Genomic DNA, 25,330 nt, shown 5'->3' with positions numbered 1-25,330 from the left:
ACGAAACGGGAGGGGCGCAGGCGTGACCTTTATTCTTGCCATTGATCAGGGCACTACATCTTCGCGGGCCATTTTGTTTGACGCGGATATGCAACGCGTGGATACCGCACAGCATGAGTTCACCCAGCACTTTCCACAGGAAGGCTGGGTCGAACATGACCCTGAGGAAATCTGGGACAGCGTTCTTCGGGTCTACCGCGAAGTGATGGACAGTGCCGGCGCTACGCCGGATCAGATCGCCGGGATCGGGATCACCAATCAGCGCGAAACAACCGTTGTCTGGGATCGCGCCACAGGCAAGCCGATCTACAATGCCATCGTCTGGCAGGACCGCCGCACCGCCGAAATCTGCGCCCGTTACAAACAAGCGGGCTGCGAAGACGACGTCACCGCCCAGACCGGGCTGCTGCTGGACCCGTATTTCTCGGGTACCAAGGTGAAATGGCTGCTGGATACCGTACCGGGCGCGCGGGACAAGGCCGAGGCCGGAGAATTGATGTTCGGCACCATCGACTGTTTCCTGATCTGGCGCTTGACCGAGGGACGCAGCCATGCCACCGACGCCACCAACGCCGCCCGCACCCTGCTGTTCGACATCCATAACGGAGAATGGAGCGCCGAGATCTGTGATCTTCTGGATGTTCCGATGAATATGCTGCCCAAGGTGCACGACTGTGCCTCGGACTTTGGAACGACAACCCTGTTGGGCGGCGAGATTCCGATTTTGGGCGTCGCAGGCGATCAACAGGCCGCGACGATCGGGCAGGCGTGTTTCAAACCGGGCATGATGAAATCCACCTATGGCACCGGGTGCTTTGCGCTTTTGAATACCGGCTCAAAGCCCGTGGAATCCAAGAATCGCCTGCTGACAACTATCGCCTACCAACTCAATGGTCAGCGCACCTACGCTTTGGAAGGGTCAATATTTGTCGCCGGGGCCGCTGTGCAGTGGTTGCGCGATGCGCTGCAGATCATCGAGTCTGCGGCCGAAAGCGGCGAGCTTGCGCAACAGGCCGACCCAAACCAGAACGTCGTTCTGGTTCCTGCCTTCACCGGTCTGGGCGCGCCTTATTGGAAACCGGATTGCCGGGGTGCTGTTTTTGGCCTGACCCGCAACTCAGGACGCGCCGAATTTGCCCGTGCGACGCTGGAAAGCATCGCCTACCAGACGCGCGACCTTTGGCATGCCATGCAGGGGGATTGGGGCCAAGACACCAAGGTGACCTTGCGTGTGGATGGCGGGGCCAGCGCATCGGACTGGGCCATGCAGGGTCTGGCGGATTACTTGGGGGCTGCCGTAGACCGCCCCGTCATGCAGGAAACGACGGCACTAGGCGCAGCTTGGCTGGCTGGAATGCGCGCGGGGCTTTACCCCAAGCAACATGAATTCTCGGAAACATGGGCGCTGGACCGCAGATTCGAACCCGAGTTGTCAGAAGAAGACCGAGATGCCGCCTACGCACGCTGGCAACGGGCAGTGTCAGCAGCGATGGCATTCTGAAAAGGCTGAAGGGTCAGCTATGATCCTTCATCAACCGCTGTTTCTGACGTGACCAATCCCGTTTGGCCTGGGTTTCGCGCTTGTCATGGGTCTTTTTACCCTTGGCGATCCCGATCTTCACCTTGGCCCGACCCTTGTGATTGAAATACAAAACCAGCGGCACCAGCGTCATGCCCTTGCGCTGGGTCGCGTTCCACAGGTTCGACAATTCCTTGCGAGATACCAGCAACTTGCGGCGGCGACGTTCTTCATGCTTGAAGACCTTCGCCTGCTCGTAGGGGGCGATATAGCTGTTGACCAGCCACAACTCTCCATCATCGACCGAGGCATAACTGTCCGCAATGTTCGATCCCCCGGCCCGCAGGGACTTGACCTCGGACCCTTCCAACACGATGCCGCACTCGATATCGTCCTCGATCGCGTAATCGAAACGTGCCCGCCGGTTTTCGGCGATGACTTTGTAATTAGGGTCTGTCTTCTGCTTGGCCATGACGCGTTGATTTAGGCGGCTTCAGGCGGCCTTGCAAGCCCTCAGGTCTTGGCCGAGATGATCAGATCGGGGCCAAAAATTGTGTCGGCATGGTTATGCAGGTAGATCTTGAGCCATGGCGTGAACCGCGCCGGGTGGCGCTGCACCTCGGCCAGAAGGTCGTGATAGTCGATCCAACGAATATCCATCACTTCGTCAGGGTTCGGCTCGATGGTCAGGGGGCCGCGCACATGGGCAAGAAAAACGTCAACCACCTCATGTTCGATCATCGAGTTGCCGACATCGGCGTGATACTCCAGCCGGTGGCGGTATTCGGGGTATAGGCCAGTGATCCCCAGTTCTTCGCGCAGGCGACGCACGGCGCATTCCGAGGGTGTCTCGCCCCAATCGGGATGGGTGCAGCACGTATTCGCCCATAGGCCGGGCGTGTGGTACTTACCCATCGCTCGACGCTGCAGCAGAATTTCGGTGCCACGCACGACAAAGACCGACACCGCCTTGTGCCGGAGACCCTTTTCATGCGCCTCCAGTTTGTCCACGGGGGTCAACTCGCCATCAACCCAGGCCGGGATCATAATTCCCATTTGATGTCTCCTGCTACCGATCCTACTGAACGGCCGGATAAAATCTTCTGGCTGTCGCCGGACCGGCTTGGCTGTGCAGTTGCATCCCACCGGTGCATTTGAATCCACATAATTCCAAGGTGGCGCTGATCGACTTAGTTATCAACCGCACGAAAGGCCGCAGGTAGCTGCGGCCTTCGCTCAACTTCCCAAGCTTGTGGATGCAGACGTTATTCGCCCGAAACACTAACAATATAAGCGTACACATCCTCGGCACCCGACTTCAGCCGGAATGTCATTTTGGACTTGGCCGCCGTGTCATCCAGATAGGTTTTCAAGAAAGCCTTGGGGTCCTGAGCGTATTCAACAAATGTTGTCTCGTCCCAGACCAGACCGTTTTCACCTGCGGCGGCAAGGCTGTCACCATATTTGAACCCCTCAACCGTTCCGGCCGTGCGTCCGGCAATACCATAAAGGTTCGGGCCGGTCTTACCGCCCTTGACGATTACTTCTCCGGCGGGGTCGGCGATCAGGTGGCAGGACTTGCACTTGTTAAAAGCTTTCTTGCCAGCGTCTGCGTCGCCTTCAGCAAATGCAGGAACGGCCAAAAGGCCCATGAGTGCGGTTGCGAGGATGCGATTCATAGCTTTGCTCCGATACAAATTGGCTGACATGAATGGAAACCTGCAAGAGAGCAGAGTCAACGCGCAGATTGCCGCGTACGAAAGTCGGAAATCATACCGATCCCGAGTCGGTAGCAGCCTCACCATCCTTTTGGGACCAGCAAGGCAAAAGGTCGCCCTCTGCAGGCGTAGCAAGATAGACAGCGCGCGCAATTGCACGGGCGAGGCAGATCGAAGCCGCATGGCCAATCATGCCCAAATCGGGTCCAGTGCTACGGATCTCGCGCGCACCGGTGCTAACCCCGAACACCAAGTCCCCGTCACCTGGCGTATGGGCCGGAACAATGGCCCGTGAGATCCCGTCGTGGGCGGCAACGGCCACGCGCTGACACTGTGACTTGGTCAATGCCGCGTCTGTTGCAACGATTGCAATCGTTGTGTTTGTCTTGTCTGGTTCGGCAGGATGCATGACCTGCGCTTTACGGCTGTTCACCTGCCGCCCCAGACCGGTTGCAGGGTCGGTGCCCCGTCCGCCGAATTCCCGGTCGATTTCGAAAGGCGCGGCCCAAAAATGCCTGTCACCCGGGGTGGTGACGCTGCCCAGTGGATTCGCGGCGACAAGAGCGCCGACCGATACCCCGTTGTCCAGAACCAATGAGGCCGACCCCAGCCCTCCCTTGTGCATCGCCGTAAGTGCGCCGGTCCCCGCCCCGCTACTTCCAAGGTCGAACTGATCCGACGCGGATTCAAAGGCGCGTCGTCCGAGGGCGCGATAGGGGTTATCGTCCCAATCTTTAGCTCCTCCGTTCAACAGATCGAACAGGATCGCGCCCGGTACGATGGGAACAATCGCGCGGCCCACCTGAAACCCTCGTCTGCGTGCGTATAAAGAGTCAGAAACACCGGCGCATGCATCCAACCCAAAGGCTGATCCACCCGAAAGGACAAGTGCATCCACCCTGTCTACGGACTTGTCCGCAGCCAGCAGATCAGTCTCGCGCGTGCCCGGTGCGCCCCCCATGACATGCACTGACGTCATAAAGGGACTGTCCGACGTCAGCACTGTTGCGCCAGACTTCAAAGCATCGTCCTGCGCATTTCCGACCAAAAGGCCGGGAACATCGGTGATCAGGTTCTTTGGTCCGGGGGTCATTTGTTTCTTTGAATTTCGGGCCGAAAAGCGCGCAGGCGCGCTGCCTCCGGCGGGGATATTTTTAGCCAGATGAAGAGCGGATCAGATGCAACGGCCACCGTCGACCTCCAAAGCTGTGCCGGTGATCATGCTGGCCTCGTCCGAACACAGGAAACACGCTGCATTGGCCATGTCTTGAGGTGTCGAAAAACGGCCCAAAGGGATGGTGGACAGGAATTTGGCCCGTACCTCGGGCGTGTCCTCTCCCATGAACGATTTCAGCAGGGGGGTTTCGCCCGCGACCGGGCAGATCGCATTGACACGCACGCCCGAGGGGGCCAGTTCCACGGCCATTGTTTTCGTTGCTGTGATCATCCAGCCCTTAGACGCGTTATACCAGTTCAGGTTCGGACGCGGTGACAGCCCGGCGGTCGAAGCCACGTTCAGGATTGCCCCAGCTCCGCGCGTCTTCATCTGCGGAACAAAGGCGCGCGCCGTGAGGTAGACGGACTTCATGTTCACCGCGAAGACCCTGTCGAAATCCTCTTCGGTTACCGCTTCCAACGGGGTCGGCAAGTGGGTGACACCGGCATTGTTCACCAAAATGTCCACTGGCCCGAGCCTGTCCGCAGCGACCGCTGCCATGTCATGAACCGAAGGGCCGTCGGCGACATCTACCTGTTGCGCCAGGGCTTGCGCCCCAAGCGAGGTCGCCATGTCATGAGCCGCGTCGCCGTTGATATCGGCGATCATCACACGCGCGCCTTCGGACAGGAACTTTCGGACGATACCCGCCCCAAACCCTGAGGCGCCACCTGTCACGATTGCGGTTTTTCCTTCCAGCCTCATACCCTTGCCTCCCGGTCGTCTTTGCAGGGCAGAGTAGCAAGGCACCGCGAACTTACCAGATTAATCTTCCGATACCCGACCCCGGAGCGCCTTGACGTCCGAACGGGCCTTTTTCGCCGCCAAGCGTCGTTTTACCGAACCGTAGGTGGGTTTTGTCGCGATACGCCGTTTGGGTTTAACCAATGCACGAGCGATCAGGTCTGCCAACCGGTCGCGCGCAATCTCGCGATTGCGGGCCTGACTGCGGGTTTCCTCACACTGGATGATGATTGCGCCGTCCTTGGTCCATCGACGCCCAGCCAGCCGTTTCAGCCGGCTTTTGACTGGATCGGGCAACGAGGGCGAGCGCGCGGCTTCGAACCGCAGCTCAACGGCGGTTGAAACCTTGTTCACGTTCTGCCCGCCCGGACCGGACGATCGCACGAAACTTTCGGTCAATTCCCAATCCTGCAGGACGATATCTTCGGTGATGCGCAACATGAGTTGGACCTTACTCGGCCAGCGCGAAAACAGAAAGGGCCGCCCCGATGGGACGGCCCTTCGAAAGTACAGGAGGTCGGGTCGGTTAGATCAATCGACCAGCCGGAGCGAGCGCTCCGCCAAGGGCTGCCTTAACAGGCGATCCCCCCGGTTGTTCCGACACCTCTCTCCAATCTCTTTCTCGACACTGGATCACCTCCTTTTCTATCTGTTGCGGTTGATAGGGATGGTGACACAAGATGCGCCATTCTCAAAGCACTTTTTTACGCAGGTTGGGCGGACAGCCGCGCAACGATCACCTTGAAGGGGATCAGCGCGATCAACGCCAACGAGAGTTTTACCAACCAGTCAGCAAAGGCGAGCGTGACCCACAGCGGCGCCATCGGGCCTGACAGCATGAAAGGCACAGGCTCCCACGCCCAGTTGATCGCGGCATCGGCATTGGCACCGAAGAATGTGACCGAAGCTGAGAAGGCCAGAGTGAAGAAAATCGCGGTATCCAGAGCCGATCCAACCAGCGTCGAGACCAGCGGCGCGCGCCACCAGCGGCCACCGCGCAGCGAGTTGAACACGGTGACGTCGGTTAGCTGTGCGATCAGGAAGGCGGTGCCCGAGGCAACTGCGATCCGCAGCGGTACGGCGGCGTAGGTGAAGCCGTCACCTTGCAGCATGATCTGACTGCCGATCAGCGAACAGATGATGCCGGTGACAAACCCTGCGAATACGACCTTGCGGGCCGGGCCCACCCCGTAGACGCGGTTCATGATGTCAGTGACCAGAAAGGCCAGAGGATAGGTAAAAGCACCCCAAGTCAGCAATCCGTCAAGGATCAGGAACTGGACCAGGATGTTCGAGGCCACAACGATAGTGGCCATGGCAAGAATGCCGGGTATATAGCTGCGTTGCATTTTCAGATGCCCGTTTTGACAAGGTAGCGGCGACTTGGCCAAGGGACCGTCCCAAGGCAAGCCGCGCTTCTAGACGCTTGATCAGAGACTGTCAATCGGGCAGCAGATATTCCACCAGTTCGGTGCGCTGCAGCGCAAGGAAATTGTCATCGGACACCATTGTGGCGCGCAGGCGACCGCGGTCATCACGCCAGATCGACACGCCTTCGAGGTTGTCGTGCCCCCCCATTCCGGTGGTGAACAGAACTTCTTCGCCGGTGGGCGTGTCATCCTGAAGCCGCCACCGTCGAAGGCGCGACCGGAAACCTGTCAGCGACACCGAGCGTTCCAGAACGTAAAGCCTGCCGTCAGGTCCGAAATCGGCTGCTACGGGTAAAAACCGCCCGCGCTGAGGCAAAACGAATGGTGTCGACCAGACCTGCCCGTTCCAGCGGTAAACAGGAATGTCGCCATTCTCGGTTCGGCCTTTCTCGGTAAGGGTATAAAGCCGCTGTTTGCCGTCGATCGCCAGCGCCTCGAACGAGCCGTTATTTGGTAACTGGTCAAACGCTTTGGGGCGCGGCAGGACGCGCGCCTTGGATCCCGGCGCTGAATAGTGGGCGACGCGATGAACACGTTCGAACGAAACAAAAAAGCTGCCATCCGGCGCCACGGCCAGCCCTTCGGAGTCACCGGAAGACCCGATTAATGGCTGGCCTGTGCTGGACAGAACCGGCCATTTCCCTGTGACCTCGACACCGGTAATTGCATCGCCTTCGCGTAGAATTCTGGCGCGTACCAGAGTGGCCCGGTCACTCAGAACCGTCAAATTTTGGCCGTCCGCAGAAACATGCAGCGCGGAAAACCCTCCGAACCAGCCAGCCGGGTCGCTCCAGGCAAAGCTACCTAACTCAACGGCAGTCTTTGTTTCGACGGCCCAGGCCGATCCTGCCAGACAAAACGCGGATATCAGTTGGATTGCAGAACGGCGGCGCATTGCTGGGGCAGATCGGCCAAACGATATTCTCGGCGTTTTTTCGGTGGCGGCGCATTTGGATCAGGCGGCGGCGGGTTCAGGATATTGTTCACCCATTGCTGCGCTTCGGCGCAGCCGTCACCCTTGGGCGGCGGGTCCTGATTAACGCAGCCTCTGGACCCGCGCGGGCAGGCAAGCCGCACGTGGAAATGATAGTGATGCCCCCACCAGGGCCGGATTTTGCGCAGGTAGGCGCGGTTGCCTTTTTCCTCTTTGCACATCTGCACTTTCGCGCCGGGAAAGACGAATATTCGGGCGACGCGTTTGTCCTTGGCTGCTTCGCGCAGAACGGCGTGATGCTGCTTGGTCCAGTTGCCGTTGACGAACGCCCCATTGGCACGACGCAGGGAAACAGACGAGATATTCTCGCGCGCCTTGCGGCTAAGCCGCATGTCGTTGCCCGGAAGCATCCAGATATCAATATCCAGACCCAACTGGTGCGACCGGTGCCCTGATGTCATCGGCCCGCCCCGGGGCTGGCTGATATCCCCGATATAAAGACCATTCCAACCCGGTTGCCTGGCCGCGAATTGGCTGAGGTCCTGCACATAATCTATCGCCACCGGGTGTCCCCAGTTGCGGTTGCGCGACAGGCGCATGGCCTGCCATGTCGGGCCTGTTTCGGGCAGTTGCACCGACCCGGCGGCACATCCGCGCGAATAACTGCCGAAAGCGGCGGGTTTTTGTTGTGAACTTTGCTTTTGTGCTCCGAATAATTGCTTGGCCAGGGGTTGCGCCCCTGCGGAGCCTGCCAGTGTGATTAAGGCCAACATTGCCAAAAAACGCTGTATTATCATCTGCTCTGATCCCCTTCCGGTTTAACCCAGCGCATCAGGAATAGACCCAGAATAAACAACAGAATGATCGGTGACACCCCCAGACGCGCGCTGCCGGTTGCGGTTGTGGCAATCCCGATCAACAGAGGCGCGGCAAAGGCCGTGGCGCGACCCGACAAACCATACAGGCCAAAGCTTTCCACCGGGGCCTTGGGATCGGTGTGACGCACCATCATGGATCGGCTAGCCGATTGCAAAATGCCGCCCATACCACCAATCAGGATGCCGCAGGCAAAGAACACAAGATCCGGCAGGCCCGATCCATCGGGCAAAGTGATGCCGAAAACCTGCGTCCGGTCCATGGATACGATCGTGACGCAAACAAGGATCAGAACCCAGATGCAGACCAAAATGACCGGTTTAGGGCCGTTTTTCTTGTCCAGCTTGCCACCGACCCACGAAAAAGCAGCGGCGGCCAGAACGCTGACGATCCCGAAGACACCGATCTTGATGAGGTCCCATTCCAGCACCAGCCGGGCGTATACGCCGCCAAAGCTGTAAAGCCCGTTCAGCGCATCACGGTAAAACATCGAAGATCCCAGATAGCTGGCTAGGCTAAGCCGGTGCCGCAGGTTGGAAATCGAATGCGCCAGCAAGCCCAGCGCGTCGCGCACCGAGCCGTGTTTCTTGGACGATGAATCGTCCCGCACCCAAAGGAAATACGGCACCATGAACAGGATGAACCACCCTGCCGTGAACGGGCCGACGAACCGGGTGCCCTGCTGCTGCGCCGCATCCAGCCCAAAGGCCGGGTCCAGTCCGACCAGCGTCTTGCCGTTGTCCTGCTCGACAAACAAAAGCAGCATGATCGCCAATGAAATCAGCCCGCCGAAATAGCCGAAGGCAAAGCCCGAGCCGGAAATCTCACCCACTTCCTTGTCGTCGCCCAGATCGGGCAACTGCGAGTTGATGAAGATCAGCGCATATTCCGCGCCGACAAACCCAAGGCCAAAGGCCGACAGCATCAGCCACATGTTTGACCCATCCGGCAGCGTGTACCACAGCGCCGCGGACCCCACGACATACATGACGGAAAACCCAAAGATCCAAGGGATGCGCCGCCCTGACACATCTGCCATCGCACCCAAAAGCGGCGCACCAAAGGCGATGATCAGCCCGGTAATGGTCAGGCAATTCGCCCAAACCGTCTGTGCCCGTGCAGCCGCCGCCTGAGAGTCCAGTCCGATTCCTGCGAAATATCCCGCCGCAACCCCGGCGAAATAGGGTCCAAAGACGAACGTCACCAGAAGGCTGTGATATGGCTGCGTCGCCCAATCGAAAAACCACCAGCCCCAGATGCGCTTACGCTTGGAAATCTCTGCCATGACTGCCCCTGTTCTTGTTGCTTTTAATAAGACGGGGCTTTGGACGGTTTCGCAAGCGTTCTGTTGACCCAGACTTGCTCTTTCGGGCGCGGGCGCTTACGTCTCGTCTGACGCAAATACCGGAGGCCCCATGCTGTCACTGATCCAAATCCTGTTGCTGATTCTGGACATTGTCTGGTTCATCATTCTGGCCCATGTGATCATGAGCTGGCTGATCAACTTTCAGGTTCTCAACCTGCATCAGCAGTTGGTCGCGCAAATCTGGTACGGTCTAAACCGGATACTTGAACCCATCTACGGCCCGATCCGCCGGGTTCTGCCGAATATGGGCGGTCTGGACCTGACGCCTCTGGTCGTTCTCGTCGGCGTCTATGCGCTGCGGATCATCCTGATCAACAATATGGTCTATTTCGTCTGACCTCTTGTTCACCGAATCTTAGTATGTGATTGTCCTGTCATAAGAGCAGATAAACCTAAAAACAGGGCAATCCCCACATGTTCGACGCCGCGCCCCTGCTGCGAGATGTCTTTGGATTCGACGACTTCCGACCGGGTCAGGAAGAGATCGTCGATGCCGTGACGGCGGGCGAAAACGTGCTGGCCATCATGCCGACGGGTGGCGGGAAATCCCTGTGTTTCCAACTGCCTGCCCTACTTCTCGACGGGGTAACGGTGGTCATCTCGCCTCTGATCGCCCTGATGCGCGACCAAGTACGGGGCTTGCAAGAGGCCGGGGTTGAGGCCGGCGCGCTGACCTCGGGAAACACCCCCGAGGAAACCGATGCCGTGTGGGAGGCGCTGGAGGCTGGGCGGCTTAAACTACTTTACATGGCGCCCGAACGTCTGGCCGCCGGGTCGGCACTGGGGATGTTGCGGCGTATCAATGTCAGCCTGATCGCCGTGGATGAGGCGCATTGCGTCAGCCAATGGGGCCATGATTTCCGCCCGGATTATCTAAGGATCGGAGAGTTGCGGCGCGCGTTGAAGGTGCCCTTGGCGGCCTTTACCGCCACGGCGGATGCCGAAACGCAGGACGAGATTGTCGAGAAGCTGTTCGACGGCACCGCGCCCCGCAAATTCCTGCGCGGATTTGACCGACCCAACATCCATCTTGCCTTTGCCGCCAAGGACGGGCCACGCAAACAGGTGCTGGATTTTGCTGCTGCGCGAAAAGGGCAATCCGGCATCGTCTATTGCGGCACCCGAAACAAGACCGAAGTGCTGGCCCAAGCCCTGCGCGCCGAGGGGCACTCCGCCTGCCACTATCACGGTGGCATGGACCCCGAGGATCGCCGCAATGTCGAAACCCGTTTCGCGCGCGAAGACGGTCTGATCGTCGTCGCCACCGTGGCCTTTGGCATGGGCATCGACAAACCCGATATCCGCTGGGTCGCCCATGCGGACCTGCCCAAATCCATCGAGGCCTATTATCAGGAAATCGGACGCGCAGGCCGCGATGGTGGCCAGGCTGAAACGCTGACCCTGTTCGGCCCCGATGACATCCGCCTACGCCGCTCGCAAATCGACGAAGGGTTGGCCCCGGCTGAGCGCCGCATGGCCGACCATGCCCGGCTGAACGCTCTGCTTGGACTGGCCGAGGCGCTGGTTTGCCGCCGTCAGACCCTGCTGGGGTATTTCGGCGAACAGGCTGCGCCCTGCGGCAAATGCGATCTGTGCGACACCCCGCCCGAGGTGTTCGACGGTACCACTCCTGTGCGCATGGCCCTATCCGCCATCCTGCGCACCGAGGAATGGTTCGGTTCGGGTCATTTGATCGACATCCTTCTGGCCAATGAAACTGAAAAGGTCCGGGCGCGGCGACACGACGACCTGTCCACATGGGGCATCGGCAAGGACTGGTCCCGCCCGCAATGGCAGGCAATTTTCCGGCAGATGATGGGGCATGATCTGGTCCGTCCCGATCCTGACCGCCACGGCGCGTTGCGCATGACCGAGGCCGCCAAACCGATCCTGAAGGGCGAGGCGCAGATTAACTTGCGCAAGGACACAATCCGCAAAGCCACCCGCCGCCCGGCCGTCAAAGCGATGGTTGCCGAAGAAGACGCACCGCTGCTGTCGGCGCTGAAAGCGAAACGCCGCGCACTGGCGGAATCACAGCGGGTGCCCGCCTATGTGATCTTCCCTGACCGCACCCTGATCGAGATGGCCGAGACCCGACCCATGACGTTGGACGACTTGGCCCGGATCGGCGGCGTGGGCGCGAAGAAACTGGAACGCTACGGCGATACCTTCCTTGAGGTGATCGCGGGCGAAGCCGCCGCGCTGCACCCCGCCCGTCGCAAACTGGCCGGGCGCGATCAGGGTGAAATTTTCGATCAGCTTCTGGCGGTTCAGAACGATCTGGCGCGCGGTCCAGAAGGGATCGACAAACCGCTGACCTGCTCGGCCTCACAACTGGCCAAGGTGGCGCAACTGCGGCCCGGCGATCAGCGCGGGCTGGAACAAGTGCTGGGCGACCGTCGTCACGAAAGGTTTGGCGCGGCCTTTCTGGACGTGTTGGAACAGGCGGGCTAGATACGCCGTATCAGGCAAGAAAAGAGGGCGGATATGCTGGTAGTGATTTCCCCGGCCAAGCGGCTGGACTGGGCCGAGCGCGATGTGACAGTCACCCAACCCGATTTCCAGGACGACGCGATCCGGCTGTCGAAAACCGCCCGCAACCTGACGCTGGGTGATCTGAAAAAGCTGATGGACCTCAGCGATGATCTGGCGCGTTTGAACCGCGACCGGTATCGCGCCTTTTCCGATGCCCCCGAGGCCGACTTAACCCGCCCTGCCGCGCTGGCCTTTGCCGGGGACACCTATCAGGGGCTTGAGGCTGCATCGCTGGATGCCGATGAAATGGCCTGGGCGCAGGATCACCTGCGAATTCTGTCGGGGCTTTACGGCGTGCTGCGCCCTCTGGACGCCATTCAGGCCTACCGGCTTGAGATGGGCAGCAAGCTGAAGACCCGACGCGGCAAGAACCTGTATGAGTACTGGCGCGACCAGCTCAGTAAGGCGCTGAACGCACAAGGCGCGCAGATCGGGTCAGACATTCTGGTGAATTGCGCCAGTCAGGAATACTTTGGCGCTGTCGATCCCAAGGCGCTGAAGCTGCGTGTGATCACACCTGTGTTCATGGAGGACAAGGCGGGCACCCCCAAAATCGTCAGCTTCTTTGCCAAGAAAGCGCGCGGCGCGATGGCGCGATACATCGTGCAGCACCGCCTGACCGATCCTGCGGGGCTGTTGGACTTTGACACCGGCAGCTATGCACACCGGCCCGAGTTGTCGACCGAGGACAAACCCGTCTTCGTGCGTCCGTATCAGGCCTGAGCCAGCATTGACCGGTCGTAAGCGACCAGTTCAACCGTATTGCCCTCGGGGTCTTCGGTGAAAATCCCGCGCCAGCCAATCCAGTCGAATTGCTCAACCCGATAGGGCTGACCAATTTGTTCATACCAACGCGTGACAGCGTCTTGTTCTTCGAAAGGCAGCGACAGGGCGATGTGATGCAAAGCCGACGCGCCGCCGGTCACCGGGGATTGATCACCTGTGGGATGCAAGCCCGGACGCGGGGCGGCTGTATGGTGGAACAGGGCCAAAACCTGAGTATGCCCGCCGAAACCCTGCGCGATCTCGAAAAAAACGATCGCACTGTCATGGTCGCCGCTCAGACGCTGCAATCCGATCACTGTTTCATAAAATTCGACCATCGCCGACATATCGGCGCATCGAATGGCTATCTCGCCCAGCGCGCGAGGCTGAAAACCACGTTCATTTAACATGAGTTCAGCCTAATTTGGTTATGGCTGTCCGGCAACGACTGCCTGAGTGCCCTCCGGTTGATGCGTCAGGATCGCATGTTGGATTTTCTGTTTTTGCAGAGGTTTGGTTAGGTAGTGGTCCAAACCTGCCGACAAGATCCCCTGATCATCTCCTGACATCGCATGCGCGGTCAACGCGACAATCGGAACATGGCGGCCTGTCTCAATCTCGCGCCTCCGGATTTCACCGGTGGCCTGCTTTCCGTCCATTTTCGGCATGGAAATATCCATAAAGATCAGGTCCGGATCGAAATCACGATGGACATCCACGGCTTCAAGTCCATTTCCGGCGAACCGCAGTTCGATGTTCAGATCCTTGACCATTTTCTTCAGGATCAGTTGATTGGTCCGGTTATCTTCGGCCGCCAGAACACGCATCAAACGCCCGGCCGAAGGCACGTTCGCGTAATCGGGTTCGACGGTTTCTGGTACAGCTATTTCTGCGGGTTCGGCCCGTGTGTCCTGACCAAGAGCGGTCAGGTGCGTATATAGTTCAGCCCGGGGAATGGGTTTTTGCAGAACGCCTTCGATCAGATGTCGGGCCGGGTTTGCGTGGATGACGGCGGGATTGGCTGACATCACCACAACCGGCAGTTCGCCCCACCCGCGATCTTTCAGGATGGTCGCCAATTCCAGCCCATCCATATCCGGCAGATCGTGATCACACAAAAGCAGGTCAACAGTATCGTCAACTGCGGCCAAAGCCTCTCCACCAGACGCACACACAGTGACGCGCGATCCCAACCGGCCGAGCTGCTTCGACAGAATGGCCCGGTTGACCGCTAAATCTTCAACAACCATCACGTGGTGCAGACCCCCGCCCAGATCCGGAGGGGCAGGCTGAACGCCTTCGACGGTCGGCATCGACACGCGGAATCCAAAACACGACCCACGCCCCGGTTCACTTTCTACCCAGATCGTACCGCCCATCAGCGTGATCAGACGTTTTGTAATGGCCAGCCCCAGCCCGGTTCCTTCGAACTGGCGGTTGCGTTCATCTTCGACCTGATTGAACTCACCAAATATGTGGTCGATCTTTTCCGGTTCGATCCCGATCCCAGTGTCTTCGATCGCCACGTGTATATCGCAGGTCTTGGTATCGGTATTGGGCACCCCGGTAACGCGGATCAGAACATGGCCGTTGGCGGTGAATTTCACCGCATTGCCCACCAGATTCGTCAGAACCTGACGAACACGACCCGGATCACCAACAAATAGCGTTGGAAGGAAAAGGTCATAATCAACCAGCAGCGTCAGACCCTTGTCACGAACACTTGGCTGCAAAAGCATCGCAACCTCAAGAATACAGCGCTCAAAGTCGAACTGTTCGGGGTGCAGGATCAGCTTGTCCGCCTCGATCTTGGAATAGTCAAGAACGTCATTGATGATGACCAGCAACGCCTCACCCGAGTTGCGGATCGTGTTAAGATAGAGCCTTTGTTCCTCGTCCAGAGGGGTTTCAGTCAGCAGGTCAGTCATCCCGACAATGCCGTTCATCGGGGTGCGTATCTCATGGCTCATATTGGCCAGAAATGCGGACTTGGCGCGGTTTGCTGCTTCGGCCCGTTCGCGTGCAGCCGTCAATTCGGCCTCATGCCGGACCGAGGCCGAGATGTTAAGCGCCAGACTTACAACATCGCCACCATTGCCCCGCTGGTCGATCAGCTTGACATAATGGCCATTCCACAGGCGGATAATTTCCGCGTTGGGATGTGGTTGTGACCAACGGGCCAGCATCCTCCGGATCCAGTCCGGTGCAGCCTCGGAACCCAGATCAATCAGCCCCTCAGCGACCAAAATCTCAAGTATCCGTGGATATGCGACGCCCGGCGCAACCTCGTCGATCCCGTCAAACAAGCTAAGGTAGGCCGTATTCGCCCCGATCAGGCGGTTATCGCCGTCAAAAAACGCAAACCCGTCCTGAAACGTCTGAATTGAATGCCATAAGCGCCGTTCGGCCACCTCGATTTTGGCATTGGCCAGCGTCAGGTCGGATTTGACCTTTTCATTCTCACCCCGAACCGTTTCCACCTCGGCCTGCGTTTCGCCGATGCGTTTGGTCAGGGCCATCGCATGCAGGCCCAGCTTGCGGTTGGCGGCGGACAATTCGGCCTGCTTCATTTCCAAAAGACGCTCTGCCGCCAGACGTGCGCGTCGTTCCTGTGCCAGTTTTGTTGCAAGACTCATCTTTGGTCATCCCGGACTAACCCGAGATCAACATCCAGCCAGAGCGTGAAGAAGTGTTTAAGCGCTTACCGCGCAGTTCGGATCACAGGCGCGGGCCGTCAACGACGCCCCTCGCGCAACCAACCGCCCAACAGGAAGCCGCCCGCCAGAAGCAGCACCAACCACGGCGGCAGCAAACCGGCCTGCGTGACGTCCCGAGTTTCATAAGCGTCGCGCGGCGTCAGGCCAATCCAGCCGCGCCCGGATGCCGGTCGTCCCGCACGCACGTTGCGGATCGCGGGCAGGCCATCCTCCAACTTGATCGTCCCACCGCGCAATTCAGCCAGCAGCGGATCCAGAACGTCCGAGGTTGCGATGGTGCGCTCAAATTCTTTCGGCGCGGCCGGACCTAACCCGATAACGGCGGACAACTCGCCTTCCTGCAAACGGTAAAGTCCGATTTCCGGCCCGAAATACTGTGCCTCGAACCGGCCGGGGGAAATCATGTCGAGCGTGATGTCCAGCGTTTCCCCATTCGGGCGCGTGACCGTAACTGGACCGACCTCATCCTCAAGGGTCTGCCGAATGATCCGCATGATCTGGCCGTTGGCTTCGGCCCACAGCGCTTCTTCCTCAAGCTCGGGTTCTTTCATCATCCAATGCGCCAGCCGGCGCAGCAGTTCAAGCTGCGGCCCGCCCCCCTCGAACCCACGACTCCAAAGCCACGCATGATCCGAGGCCAGCATTGCCACGCGGCCTTCACCCACACGATCAAGAACCAAAAGCGGCCTGTCTTCAATCCCGGTCATCAGCAACTCGCCCGAGCGGTGCTTTACGTCGATCTGGCGCAACCACGCGCCCCATTGTTCGGAATCGCCAAGATCAGTCGTGACCGGATGGCGATGCCCCAGATCGGTCACCATCGGGACAAAGCGTTCCTCGATCACCCGTGCGGTTGGCTGCGCCGGCAGGATCGGGGCCAAAGGTGAGCGGAAAATACTGTCCGCGCTGGCAAAGTCAGGCCCGGCCGCGATCAGGACGGCACCGCCGTCGTTGATATAGTTGTTGACGTTGTCCAGATAGATCGCAGGCAAAATGCCGCGCCGCTTGTAACGGTCAAAGATGATCAGATCGAAATCGTTGATCTTTTCCAGAAACAGCTCTCGAGTTGGGAACGCGATCAGCGACAACTCATCCACCGGAACGCCGTCCTGTTTCTCAGGTGGCCGCAGGATCGTGAAATGCACCAGATCGACTGAGCTGTCGGATTTCAGCAGGTTGCGCCATGTCCGCCCGCCCGGATGCGGCTCGCCCGATACCAGCAGCACGCGCAAACGATCGCGAACACCGTTCATCTGGATCAGCGCCGTGTTGTTTCGGTCTGTCAATTCACCTTCGGCTTCGGGCACCGTGAATTGAATGACATTACGCCCGCCATGGGGCAGGCTGACGGGCAATTCCACGTCGACACCGATGGGAATCGAGAATTGTTGGGGCTCGGCACCGTCGACCGAGATTTCAAGCGGCGCGTTGGTCGCGCCAGTAGGGGCTGCACCGCTATCTTCTACACGCAGGGTCAGGGTAACCGGCTCACCGATAATGGCAAAGGCGGGGGCATTTCGCACAATCAAGCGGCGGTCCCAGTCGGTGGCGTGCCCGGTTTGCAGCAAATGCATCGGCGCTGGCAGGTCGGGTGCCTGATCTGCATCGTGCACAATCCCGTCGGATACCACGAGAATTCCGGCGATCCGCGCGCGCGGTTCCTCGGCCAACGCCTCGTTCAGCGCAGCCATGACCTGCGTACCTTCGTCGCCGTCACCATCACCGACTTTGATCCGGCGCAACTCGGTATTGTCGCGCGTCTCGATCTCGGCCGCCAGTTCTTCGGCTGCCAGCGCGGTCTGCTCGGCGCGGTCCGAGAGGGTCTGACTGGCGCTTTCATCCTCGATCATCAACACGATGTCCGTCAGGGGCGCGCGATCCTCGATCTGGTAGACCGGGCCAGCCAACGCACCGATCACGACAAGGGCCGCCAAACCGCGCAGGGCCCAACCGGACAGACCCTGCCAAAGGGCCAGAACCACCCCGGCAAGGGCTACCGCAGCAACGGTGGCCAAAACAGGCCACGGGATCAGGGGATCAAAGATAACGGTTCCTGTCATTGTCCCAACCTGTCCAGCAAGGCAGGCACATGCACCTGATCCGATTTGTAGTTCCCGGTCAGGACATGCATCACCAAATTGACACCAAAGCGATTGGCCAGCTCTCGCTGACGCTCACCTGCATAGCCGCGTCCAACGGGCAACAGGGCCTGTCCGTTGCGGTCAACGGCCCACGCTCCGGCCCAGTCGTTGCCGCCGATCACCACTGGCGTCACATTATCGTTGAGGTTGCGGAACGGCATCCCCTCGATCTGTTCGGCATCCAGTGGCGCGGCCTCGACCCAGACCTCGGTTCCGGCGTAGCGCCCCGGAAAATCCTGCAGCAGATAGAACGCGCGCGTCAGCACGTGGTCACGCGGGACAGGCTCTAACGAAGGAATATTCAAAGGCGCAGCCAACTGCTGCAATTTGCGTCCATTGGGGCTGGAGGCGCCAAACCGCGCCACATCCGAATCCCGCGTATCAAACAGGATCATCCCACCCGAGCGAAGGTAAGCGTTGAGCTTGGCGTAGGCTTCGGCAGACGGTTGCGGTTGTTGGGGGGTTATGGGCCAGTAGAGCAAAGGGAAAAAGGCCAGCTCATCCCGTTCCAGATCAACGCCGATCGGCTCGGCCGGTTCGACAGACGTGCGATAGAATAGGGTTTGTGCAAGACCCCGCATTCCGGCACCTGCAATGTCATCGACCTGCGCGTCGCCTGTCAAAACATGCGCCAGCACCAATTCCTTGGTGGCGTTCAGCGCAAAATCGGTATCCGCGGGCGTCTGCGCGTCTGCTTGGGGCACAAACAGCAAAACTCCGATCGCAGTGGCCGCGGCCTTGGCCAGACCCAACCGTCCTGACAGCGCCAAAGACGCAATGACATCCACCGTCAGCAACAGCAGCGCAAGGCTGAGCAGGATACCTCCGATGGGCGTTTCCGTGCTAATTTCCTGCCCCTTGATAGGCACATCCGGCGGCCAGACCGCAGGGCTAAGCATCGTGTCGCTGGTCAGAACATTCAGCGCCAGCTTTTGCTTGCCGCTTTCGTAAAGCCCCGGACGCAGATCTGCGCCAATTGCACCCGACACAAGATCGACGCCATCAACGCCCGACAGATTGCCGGCATCAGACAAGGTGCCAAACCCATCCATCACCTGAATTGGCTCCCACGTGGTGCCCTGCAACTGGGACTCCTGCCGAGACTTGGCGGCCGAGGCGACGGCCAGCCGATCCAGCATTTCGACAAATAGGCCCGACAGGGGAAGGCTGGACCATTCTGCATCAGCCGTCACGTGGAACAGCACGACCTGACCCAGCCCAAGCGCCTTGCGGGTCACCAATGGCGTGCCGTCCGACAAAGATGCAATCACGCGATCCGCCAGATTAGGGTCTGGTTGCGCCATGACCTGCGTGGTCACAGATACATCTCCGGGGACCTTAAGCCCATAAAACGGTGAGCTTTCGGGGAACGGTGCAAGCCCCTTGGCCTCACCCCAGCTCATCGCGCCACCAACGGATCGTCCGCCGCTGCGCAGGCGGACAGGCAGCAGGATATCTTCCTCATCACGGCCCAGATCACTGGCAGCCATACGCGGTCCGGCAAAGCGCAACAACAAGCCACCCTCTTCGACCCATTCAACCAGTGCCGATTGTTCGCCCCCGGACAGTTTGGCGACATCGGCCAGAACGATCACATCCGGGTTGGCCGGCAGTACGTCCAGCAATCCGCCATCAACAAAATCCGCCGTCGGGATCAAAACCTGCGTCAGGTAATGCAACGGTGACAGCAACTCCAAACCTTCGCGGTTCCGCGTCCCGGCGATCAGGGCAACTTCGCGCCGCCGCAGGCTGTCATCGGTCAGTGTCACAGCCCCCGCAGACCGTTCACCTTGAATTTCAAACCGCGTGATCCGCGCGCGCAGTTCTGACGGCAGGGCCAGTTCTATCTGGGCCTGCGTTTCGCCACCTGCAAATTCCACCTCGGCAGATTGAAGAACCCGCATCACCCCGGCCGGGTCGCGGCCCTGCGCCAGAACCGTGATGCGTTCAGCCGGGCCCGCCTCGGCCCGTTGCGCGGTCAATTGAATGACGCCATCCTGATAGCCAGCCGGCAATAGTCCAACAACCGAGGATGGCGACTGATACACAGTGACACCCCCGCGCGCCTGCAAAGCCGCAAGGATCGTTTCGCTGCGATCATATGCCAGACGGTCACTGAACCAATGCGTTTCAAATCCACCTTCAACCTCATCCAGCGCGGCCAAAGCCTGTTCAATCTGCGGCAGCGTAGGCTGCCATGGCATCGGAGCCAGCCCAGGCAATCGACCGCTCCACGCCTCGGCGGCCTGAAAGACAGGGACTTCGGGAACCGTCAGGTTAAGGATCGCGACCGTGCGCCCGGCACGCCCGGCCTCGGTCAGTTGCGCGTCGATCTGGTCCAGCGTCGAAGACCAACGGGATGCGCCCGCCCAGCTTCCGTCCAGCACCAACATCAATGGCCCTGATCCGGCTTGCTCTCGGGACGGGTTCAGAACCGGGCCAGCCAACCCGATGATAATCGCCGCCGCTGCCAGCATGCGCAAAAGCAGCAACCACCACGGGGTGCGGTCCGAAACGCTTTCTTCATCCTTCAACCCAAGCAGTAGTGTGACCGCCGGAAACAGTCTGCGGATCGGCGCTGGTGGCACGGCGCGCAGGATCAGCCACAGGATCGGAAGGGTCAAAAGACCCAGCAACACCCACGGTGCGGTAAATCCAATGCCAGCCAGAACCGTCATGCCGTTCCCCCGTCCAGCGCACGATAGAGCCACAACAGAGCCGCTTGCGCGCTGTCACCCGTGTGGTGCAGACCAAGCTGCCATCCGGTCGCGCGACACAGTTGCGTCAGCGCGTCCTTGCGACTGGCGAGACGCTCTAGATAGCGGTCCCGCAACTCTCCGGCCTTGAGGGTTTCGTGTCGCGCTGTGCCGCCAACGCTTTCAAATATGGTCCGCCCGCGATAGGGAAAGCTTTCCTCGGTTGGGTCCAGAACCTGCAACAGGACACCGCGCACGCCCCGGTCGGCGGCTTTGGTCAGGGCCAGTTCGACCTCATCCATCGGCCCGAGGAAATCGGAAATGAAGACGGCACGCGCATGTGGGATCATGGCCCTATGTTCGGGCGGGGCGTAATCGGCTGCGGCATCTTCGGACCAAGCCTGCGCCAGCCGCACGATTTGCGCGTTGCCGCGCCGGGGCGGAAGGGTTGTTCCGGTCAGTCCGACACGTTCCCCGCCGCGCACCAGCAGGATCGCCGTTGACAGACCAAGCAGGCGCGCCCGGTCCGCTTTGGTGTGCAGGGATTTGTCGGACGCAAACCGCATCGACGCGCCCTGATCGACCCAGAGCATCACCGATTGCGCGATCTGCCACTCGCGTTCACGCACGAATTGCTGATCCCCCCGCGCAGACCGCCGGTGGTCGATCATCCGACGACTATCTCCGATCTGCGCCGGTCGGTACTGCCAGAAATCATCACCCAGACCGGACCGCCTCCGTCCGTGATCACCCAGCAGGACGGTTCCCGCCAGATGTTCGGCCCACGCCAACAGGGGCGGCAGCCGGGACGCCTCGGCCTCGGATCTTTCACGAAGGGTCAGCGCGGCATTCACGCCGCAGCCTCGGTGCGGATCAAGCCGGCAGCAGTGCTTTCGATCAGCTCAGCTAGGCTGTCCCCGCGTGCACGCGCCGCAAAGTTCAACGCCATCCGGTGGCTGAGGACTGGGCGGGCCATATCCAAGACGTCTTCGGCATTCGGGGCCAACCGCCCTTGCAGCATTGCGCGCGCGCGCACTGTCATCATCAACGCCTGCGCCGCACGTGGACCCGGCCCCCATGCAACGGTTTCGGCAACACGCTCAGACACACCCGCCTCATCCGGGCGGAAGGCACGAACCAGATCGAGGATCAGCTCAACCACCGAATCTCCGACGGGCATGCGCCGCAACAGAACCTGAGCGGCCAGCAGCTCTTCTTTGGTGAAAATCTCATGCGCGTCATCTTCTTCAACGCCCGTGGTGGCCAGCAGAATGTCACGCTCGGTTTGGCGATCAGGGTATTCCACGTCGATCTGGACAAGGAAGCGGTCCAACTGCGCCTCGGGCAGCGGATAGGTGCCCTCTTGCTCAATGGGGTTCTGCGTTGCGAGCACGTGAAACGGTGTTCCAAGAGAACGATCTTCGCCCGCTACCGTCACCGTGCGTTCCTGCATCGCCTGCAGCAGCGCCGATTGGGTCCGAGGGCTGGCGCGGTTGATCTCATCTGCCATCAGCAACTGGCAAAAGATCGGGCCAGAAATGAACCGGAAATGGCGGCTGCCATCTTCGGCGGTATCCAGAACCTCGGACCCCAGAATATCGGCAGGCATCAGGTCCGGCGTGAATTGGATGCGGTTGCCGTGCAAGCCCATCACGGTCGACAGCGTTTCAACCAGTCGCGTCTTGCCCAGACCGGGCAGACCGATCAGCAACGCATGCCCGCCGCACAGCAGCGCGGTCAGGGTCAGTTCCACGACCCGTTCCTGTCCGATAAAGCGGCGGGTGATCGAGGACTTGGCCTCTTGCAGTTTGGTTTCCAGCGCTTCGATCTCGGACACGAGGTCGGCAGGTTCGGTCATGACTTTCCCTTCCGTGGACTAATATGGTTGAAGTGTATCGCGCGAAAAGGAAATGGCAAAAGTAATGAGCGGACAAAAACCTGTGACACCCTCTCCTGATGGCATTGCGGCATCAGTCAAAGCCGCCAAAACCAAGGGCTTGCCCCCGGTTCACCTGTGGAATCCTCCGTTTTGTGGCGATCTGGACATCCATATCGCCAAAGATGGCTCTTGGTCTTATCTAGGGTCACCGATCAACCGGTTCGAGCTTGTGAAGTTATTTTCCTCAATTCTTAAGAAAGAAGAGGGGAAATATTATCTTGTCACCCCGGTCGAAAAGGTGGGAATCACCATCGAGGACGCGCCCTTCGTCGCGGTCGATTTCGATGCGACGGGCACCGGCGCGGCGCAGGTGCTGACTTTCACGACACATGTCGGCGATACCGCCATCGCAGGGCCAGATCACCCGATCCGCATTGTTATCGACCCTGAAACAGATGAACCCGCGCCCTACATATTGGTGCGTGCCAACCTCGAAGCGCGGATCGACCGCAAAAGTTTCTACCGGCTGGTCGACATTGCCGAACACAATGATGATTGGTTCGGCGTTTGGTCAGATGGACAGTTTTTCCCCCTGATCCGGTCCGAGGACTTGCCGGACTAAGCCCGGCGCACCACCCGACGATCTTGCGCCAGCACCACGGCCACAGCCACGATCCCCGCGCCCAGCGCGCGAGTCCAGTTCCACTCGTCCCCCAGCACAAGCATGATCAACATCACGTAAAACGGCGCGATGTTGATGTGGAACGACGCCAGCGCCACGCCGATTTTCCCGACCGAGGCGATAAAGAACACCTGACTCAGCCCCATCGAGATCAGCGCATAGATCACCAGCATTCCCGCTTGCTGCATATCAACCGGAGCCGTTGGGATGACATCCATACCCAACTGCCCTGCCGTGAAGAACAGAAAGAAGGCCACGACCAACCCGCCCACGAATGTAATGGTACTGCGCCCGGTCTGGCTGAGTTCTGGAAAATCCCGCGCGGTTGCCATGCTGGCCCAGCAGAACAACCCCGTCGACACAATGGCACACCCTGCGCCAAGCCCTAGTTGAGCGGGGGCCACCGCGCTGGTTGCGATTAACCCACCGATGGTCGACACTATGACTCCGATGGCAAAATTCCACCGCAAACGTCGCGTACCCGTCGCCAGCTCCAACAGAGTCGCAAACAAGGGCGCGCACGAGGCGATGATGGCCACGGTCACCGGGTCGGTCAGCTTTTGTGCCAGAATGATCAGGAACATCCCAGCGCCCAGCGTTCCACCGACCAGCATCGCATGTCCCCAACGGGCGCGCAGTACGCGGGTCGGCCCGTCAAACAACACCCAGATCGGCACCATCACCAACACCGCAATCGCCAGTCGCGCCACCAAAAGCGCGACGGGGGGCCAGCTTTGCAACAGCACCTCGGCCGCCGGAAACCCGGCTGCCCATGTCAGCATGCTTGCCACCGCCAAGCCATTGCCGGGCAAGGCAGAACTGCGCCCGGCAGACACAGAAAGACTGTTCCCGCGTACGGGGTCAGGGCTCATTGCCATGGTGTCAGACCTTTTGTTGGAACGGCGACCGAAAATGATTCGCCGTATTGTCCCGAATGTCTCTGAATTGCCCCGGGCGATCTGGCCGATTTTCGACAATCTGTCGTTTTCAGTCCCTTTCCCTGAAATCACCCGACAGCTAAGGTCCGGTCACCAAAAACCCGGACCTGCCAATGCCCAAATTTGCCGCCAATATCTCGCTGCTCTTTGCAGAACTTCCCTATCTCGACCGGTTTCAGGCGGCAGCAGAAGCCGGGTTTCAAGCCGTTGAGATTTTGTTTCCCTATGATCTGGCCGCCAAGGAAACGCGGCGGGCCTTGCTGTCCAATGGGTTGGACCTTGTCCTGATCAACGCGCCGCCACCGAATTACACGGGCGGACAGCCGGGCTATGCAGCAATCCCCGGCGGCGAAGCGCGGTACCAATCGGATATTCGTCGCGTGATGCGTTACGCCGATGTTCTTAAACCGGGGCTGATCCACGTAATGTCGGGTTATGCCTCGGGGCCGGACGCGCTGGACTGTTTCGTAAAGAACCTGAAATGGGCTGCCGATTTCGCACCCCAGCAACAGTTCACGATTGAGCCGCTGAACCCGGTTTCACAGCCTGACTATTTCCTGAACGACTACGATCTGGCTGCTGATGTTTTGAACCGCGTAGACCGCCCCAATATCGGCCTGCAATTCGACAGCTTTCACGCCCATATGATTCACGGCGATGCACTGGACGTGTGGAGCAGGTTCAATGCCAACGTGGTCCACGCTCAAGTTGGCGCGGCACCAGACCGATCAGAACCCGGGCGCGGGCCAACCGATTTTCCTGCCCTGTTCACCGCAATGGATGAGGCGGGATATACAGGGTGGGTCAGCGCCGAATACGTGCCCTCAACACCGCAAACGATCAACAGCTTGAAGTGGATGCGCGCCTAGCTCTGGCATTTTTCTAAAAAATCCCGCAGATGACATGGGTCGAGACCAATAGGATTTAGTCAATGATCCCTGCCCGCTTTACCCGCGCTCTGTTCAGCCTGATCATGTCGGGCCTGATGTCCTGCATCGTCACAGGCATCGCTACGGTCAAGGCGATTGGGTTGGGGCCAAACACGGCGGGCGACTGGATGGCGTCCTGGGCCTTTTGCTGGCCGATCGCGTTCTCGGTCATCCTGATTCTCGGACCTGCCGTGCAACGGTTGGTCAATCGCCTGGTCAGGCCGCAGGACTGACCCGCTGCGAAG

General features: G+C 59.7%; 24 protein-coding genes. 7 read left to right on the top strand and 17 right to left on the bottom strand.

Annotated features, from left to right (window positions below; all coding sequences use genetic code 11):
• Positions 1–22: 22 nt before the first annotated feature.
• Entirely contained in the window at positions 23–1,501 is a 1,479-nt protein-coding gene (gene glpK / locus GOX73_RS07070; RefSeq protein WP_171124100.1) for a glycerol kinase GlpK, read from the top strand.
• A gap of 13 nt (positions 1,502–1,514) precedes the next feature.
• On the opposite strand, the gene smpB is transcribed toward glpK, so the two are convergent.
• The 10 genes from smpB to GOX73_RS07020 all read right to left on the bottom strand — a co-directional run bounded on the left by smpB (position 1,515) and on the right by GOX73_RS07020 (position 9,722).
• A complete protein-coding gene (smpB, locus tag GOX73_RS07065) occupies positions 1,515–1,991 on the bottom strand; it encodes an SsrA-binding protein SmpB (protein ID WP_171123065.1) in 477 nt (158 codons plus the stop codon).
• Between the two features lie 41 nt (positions 1,992–2,032).
• Positions 2,033–2,575 (bottom strand): isopentenyl-diphosphate Delta-isomerase, encoded by a 543-nt coding sequence (gene idi, locus GOX73_RS07060; RefSeq protein WP_171123067.1) that lies wholly within the window; start codon positions 2,573–2,575, stop codon positions 2,033–2,035.
• 209 nt (positions 2,576–2,784) lie between these two features.
• Positions 2,785–3,198 carry a cytochrome c family protein gene (locus tag GOX73_RS07055; protein WP_171123069.1) on the bottom strand — a complete coding sequence of 138 codons (414 nt, stop codon included), beginning with the start codon at positions 3,196–3,198 and terminating at the stop codon, positions 2,785–2,787.
• A 91-nt stretch (positions 3,199–3,289) separates the two neighbouring features.
• Complete coding sequence (locus tag GOX73_RS07050; RefSeq protein ID WP_171124097.1) at positions 3,290–4,330, bottom strand: P1 family peptidase; 1,041 nt, start codon at positions 4,328–4,330, stop codon at positions 3,290–3,292.
• 81 nt (positions 4,331–4,411) lie between these two features.
• On the bottom strand, positions 4,412–5,158 hold the full coding sequence (locus GOX73_RS07045) for an SDR family oxidoreductase (RefSeq protein WP_171124095.1): 747 nt from the start codon (positions 5,156–5,158) through the stop codon (positions 4,412–4,414).
• A 60-nt stretch (positions 5,159–5,218) separates the two neighbouring features.
• Positions 5,219–5,638, bottom strand: a complete 420-nt coding sequence (arfB, locus tag GOX73_RS07040) for an alternative ribosome rescue aminoacyl-tRNA hydrolase ArfB (RefSeq protein ID WP_171124093.1) — start codon at positions 5,636–5,638, stop codon at positions 5,219–5,221.
• A 263-nt stretch (positions 5,639–5,901) separates the two neighbouring features.
• A complete protein-coding gene (locus tag GOX73_RS07035) occupies positions 5,902–6,546 on the bottom strand; it encodes a queuosine precursor transporter (protein ID WP_171123077.1) in 645 nt (214 codons plus the stop codon).
• Between the two features lie 91 nt (positions 6,547–6,637).
• The gene (locus GOX73_RS07030) at positions 6,638–7,522 is read right to left on the bottom strand and encodes an esterase-like activity of phytase family protein (RefSeq protein ID WP_171124091.1); all 885 of its coding nucleotides are present in this window, start codon (positions 7,520–7,522) and stop codon (positions 6,638–6,640) included.
• Positions 7,495–8,358, bottom strand: a complete 864-nt coding sequence (mepA, locus tag GOX73_RS07025; protein WP_171124089.1) for a penicillin-insensitive murein endopeptidase — start codon at positions 8,356–8,358, stop codon at positions 7,495–7,497. The genes GOX73_RS07030 and mepA overlap by 28 nt, the downstream gene beginning before the upstream one ends.
• The gene (locus GOX73_RS07020; RefSeq protein WP_171124087.1) at positions 8,355–9,722 is read right to left on the bottom strand and encodes an MFS transporter; all 1,368 of its coding nucleotides are present in this window, start codon (positions 9,720–9,722) and stop codon (positions 8,355–8,357) included. The genes mepA and GOX73_RS07020 overlap by 4 nt, the downstream gene beginning before the upstream one ends.
• A 130-nt stretch (positions 9,723–9,852) precedes the next feature.
• Between GOX73_RS07020 and GOX73_RS07015 the strand changes: the two genes are divergently transcribed.
• The 3 genes from GOX73_RS07015 to yaaA all read left to right on the top strand — a co-directional run bounded on the left by GOX73_RS07015 (position 9,853) and on the right by yaaA (position 13,061).
• On the top strand, positions 9,853–10,140 hold the full coding sequence (locus GOX73_RS07015) for a YggT family protein (RefSeq protein ID WP_171123085.1): 288 nt from the start codon (positions 9,853–9,855) through the stop codon (positions 10,138–10,140).
• A 77-nt stretch (positions 10,141–10,217) separates the two neighbouring features.
• Entirely contained in the window at positions 10,218–12,257 is a 2,040-nt protein-coding gene (gene recQ / locus GOX73_RS07010; protein ID WP_171134835.1) for a DNA helicase RecQ, read from the top strand.
• A gap of 33 nt (positions 12,258–12,290) precedes the next feature.
• Positions 12,291–13,061, top strand: a complete 771-nt coding sequence (gene yaaA, locus GOX73_RS07005; protein WP_171124083.1) for a peroxide stress protein YaaA — start codon at positions 12,291–12,293, stop codon at positions 13,059–13,061.
• Here yaaA and GOX73_RS07000 read toward each other — a convergent pair.
• The 6 genes from GOX73_RS07000 to GOX73_RS06975 all read right to left on the bottom strand — a co-directional run bounded on the left by GOX73_RS07000 (position 13,052) and on the right by GOX73_RS06975 (position 22,515).
• Entirely contained in the window at positions 13,052–13,513 is a 462-nt protein-coding gene (locus GOX73_RS07000; protein WP_171124082.1) for a VOC family protein, read from the bottom strand. The genes yaaA and GOX73_RS07000 overlap by 10 nt on opposite strands.
• A gap of 18 nt (positions 13,514–13,531) precedes the next feature.
• Positions 13,532–15,739 carry a response regulator gene (locus GOX73_RS06995; RefSeq protein ID WP_171124080.1) on the bottom strand — a complete coding sequence of 736 codons (2,208 nt, stop codon included), beginning with the start codon at positions 15,737–15,739 and terminating at the stop codon, positions 13,532–13,534.
• Positions 15,740–15,837: 98 nt separating this feature from the next.
• Positions 15,838–17,880: a hypothetical protein gene (locus GOX73_RS06990; protein ID WP_171124078.1), complete on the bottom strand. Its 2,043-nt coding sequence runs from the start codon at positions 17,878–17,880 to the stop codon at positions 15,838–15,840.
• A complete protein-coding gene (locus tag GOX73_RS06985; RefSeq protein ID WP_171134834.1) occupies positions 17,877–20,639 on the bottom strand; it encodes a DUF4159 domain-containing protein in 2,763 nt (920 codons plus the stop codon). Before GOX73_RS06985 ends, GOX73_RS06990 begins: the two co-directional genes overlap by 4 nt.
• On the bottom strand, positions 20,636–21,511 hold the full coding sequence (locus tag GOX73_RS06980) for a DUF58 domain-containing protein (RefSeq protein ID WP_171124074.1): 876 nt from the start codon (positions 21,509–21,511) through the stop codon (positions 20,636–20,638). Before GOX73_RS06980 ends, GOX73_RS06985 begins: the two co-directional genes overlap by 4 nt.
• Complete coding sequence (locus tag GOX73_RS06975; protein ID WP_171124072.1) at positions 21,508–22,515, bottom strand: MoxR family ATPase; 1,008 nt, start codon at positions 22,513–22,515, stop codon at positions 21,508–21,510. The genes GOX73_RS06980 and GOX73_RS06975 overlap by 4 nt, the downstream gene beginning before the upstream one ends.
• A gap of 64 nt (positions 22,516–22,579) precedes the next feature.
• On the opposite strand from GOX73_RS06975, the gene GOX73_RS06970 reads away from it, so the two are divergent.
• Complete coding sequence (locus GOX73_RS06970) at positions 22,580–23,158, top strand: DUF1285 domain-containing protein (RefSeq protein WP_171124071.1); 579 nt, start codon at positions 22,580–22,582, stop codon at positions 23,156–23,158.
• On the opposite strand, the gene GOX73_RS06965 is transcribed toward GOX73_RS06970, so the two are convergent.
• Positions 23,155–24,090 carry a DMT family transporter gene (locus GOX73_RS06965; protein ID WP_171124069.1) on the bottom strand — a complete coding sequence of 312 codons (936 nt, stop codon included), beginning with the start codon at positions 24,088–24,090 and terminating at the stop codon, positions 23,155–23,157. The genes GOX73_RS06970 and GOX73_RS06965 overlap by 4 nt on opposite strands.
• Before the next feature lie 179 nt (positions 24,091–24,269).
• Here GOX73_RS06965 and GOX73_RS06960 point away from each other — a divergent pair, with 179 nt between their 5' ends.
• Positions 24,270–25,025: a hydroxypyruvate isomerase family protein gene (locus GOX73_RS06960; protein WP_171124068.1), complete on the top strand. Its 756-nt coding sequence runs from the start codon at positions 24,270–24,272 to the stop codon at positions 25,023–25,025.
• Between the two features lie 62 nt (positions 25,026–25,087).
• Positions 25,088–25,318, top strand: coding sequence for a DUF2798 domain-containing protein (locus GOX73_RS06955; protein ID WP_171124067.1), 231 nt, complete (start codon positions 25,088–25,090; stop codon positions 25,316–25,318).
• Positions 25,319–25,330: the final 12 nt, after the last annotated feature.

Origin of the sequence: Ruegeria sp. HKCCD7221, from assembly GCF_013031225.1 — a bacterium.
Lineage (GTDB): Bacteria > Pseudomonadota > Alphaproteobacteria > Rhodobacterales > Rhodobacteraceae > Ruegeria.
The sequence above is the reverse complement of the archived record's forward strand: the minus strand, read 5'-3'. Positions and strand labels throughout refer to the sequence as shown.

Bases quoted from the DNA above. Each gene is read 5' to 3' on its own strand.
- smpB (WP_171123065.1), bottom strand. From the start codon at position 1,991: ATGGCCAAGCAGAAGACAGACCCTAATTACAAAGTCATCGCCGAAAAC.
- idi (WP_171123067.1), bottom strand. From the start codon at position 2,575: ATGGGAATTATGATCCCGGCCTGGGTTGATGGCGAGTTGACCCCCGTG.
- GOX73_RS07055 (WP_171123069.1), bottom strand. From the start codon at position 3,198: ATGAATCGCATCCTCGCAACCGCACTCATGGGCCTTTTGGCCGTTCCT.
- GOX73_RS07050 (WP_171124097.1), bottom strand. From the start codon at position 4,330: ATGACCCCCGGACCAAAGAACCTGATCACCGATGTTCCCGGCCTTTTG.
- GOX73_RS07045 (WP_171124095.1), bottom strand. From the start codon at position 5,158: ATGAGGCTGGAAGGAAAAACCGCAATCGTGACAGGTGGCGCCTCAGGG.
- arfB (WP_171124093.1), bottom strand. From the start codon at position 5,638: ATGTTGCGCATCACCGAAGATATCGTCCTGCAGGATTGGGAATTGACC.
- GOX73_RS07035 (WP_171123077.1), bottom strand. From the start codon at position 6,546: ATGCAACGCAGCTATATACCCGGCATTCTTGCCATGGCCACTATCGTT.
- GOX73_RS07030 (WP_171124091.1), bottom strand. From the start codon at position 7,522: ATGCGCCGCCGTTCTGCAATCCAACTGATATCCGCGTTTTGTCTGGCA.
- mepA (WP_171124089.1), bottom strand. From the start codon at position 8,358: ATGATAATACAGCGTTTTTTGGCAATGTTGGCCTTAATCACACTGGCA.
- GOX73_RS07020 (WP_171124087.1), bottom strand. From the start codon at position 9,722: ATGGCAGAGATTTCCAAGCGTAAGCGCATCTGGGGCTGGTGGTTTTTC.
- GOX73_RS07015 (WP_171123085.1), top strand. From the start codon at position 9,853: ATGCTGTCACTGATCCAAATCCTGTTGCTGATTCTGGACATTGTCTGG.
- recQ (WP_171134835.1), top strand. From the start codon at position 10,218: ATGTTCGACGCCGCGCCCCTGCTGCGAGATGTCTTTGGATTCGACGAC.
- yaaA (WP_171124083.1), top strand. From the start codon at position 12,291: ATGCTGGTAGTGATTTCCCCGGCCAAGCGGCTGGACTGGGCCGAGCGC.
- GOX73_RS07000 (WP_171124082.1), bottom strand. From the start codon at position 13,513: ATGTTAAATGAACGTGGTTTTCAGCCTCGCGCGCTGGGCGAGATAGCC.
- GOX73_RS06995 (WP_171124080.1), bottom strand. From the start codon at position 15,739: ATGAGTCTTGCAACAAAACTGGCACAGGAACGACGCGCACGTCTGGCG.
- GOX73_RS06990 (WP_171124078.1), bottom strand. From the start codon at position 17,880: ATGACAGGAACCGTTATCTTTGATCCCCTGATCCCGTGGCCTGTTTTG.
- GOX73_RS06985 (WP_171134834.1), bottom strand. From the start codon at position 20,639: ATGACGGTTCTGGCTGGCATTGGATTTACCGCACCGTGGGTGTTGCTG.
- GOX73_RS06975 (WP_171124072.1), bottom strand. From the start codon at position 22,515: ATGACCGAACCTGCCGACCTCGTGTCCGAGATCGAAGCGCTGGAAACC.
- GOX73_RS06970 (WP_171124071.1), top strand. From the start codon at position 22,580: ATGAGCGGACAAAAACCTGTGACACCCTCTCCTGATGGCATTGCGGCA.
- GOX73_RS06965 (WP_171124069.1), bottom strand. From the start codon at position 24,090: ATGAGCCCTGACCCCGTACGCGGGAACAGTCTTTCTGTGTCTGCCGGG.
- GOX73_RS06960 (WP_171124068.1), top strand. From the start codon at position 24,270: ATGCCCAAATTTGCCGCCAATATCTCGCTGCTCTTTGCAGAACTTCCC.
- GOX73_RS06955 (WP_171124067.1), top strand. From the start codon at position 25,088: ATGATCCCTGCCCGCTTTACCCGCGCTCTGTTCAGCCTGATCATGTCG.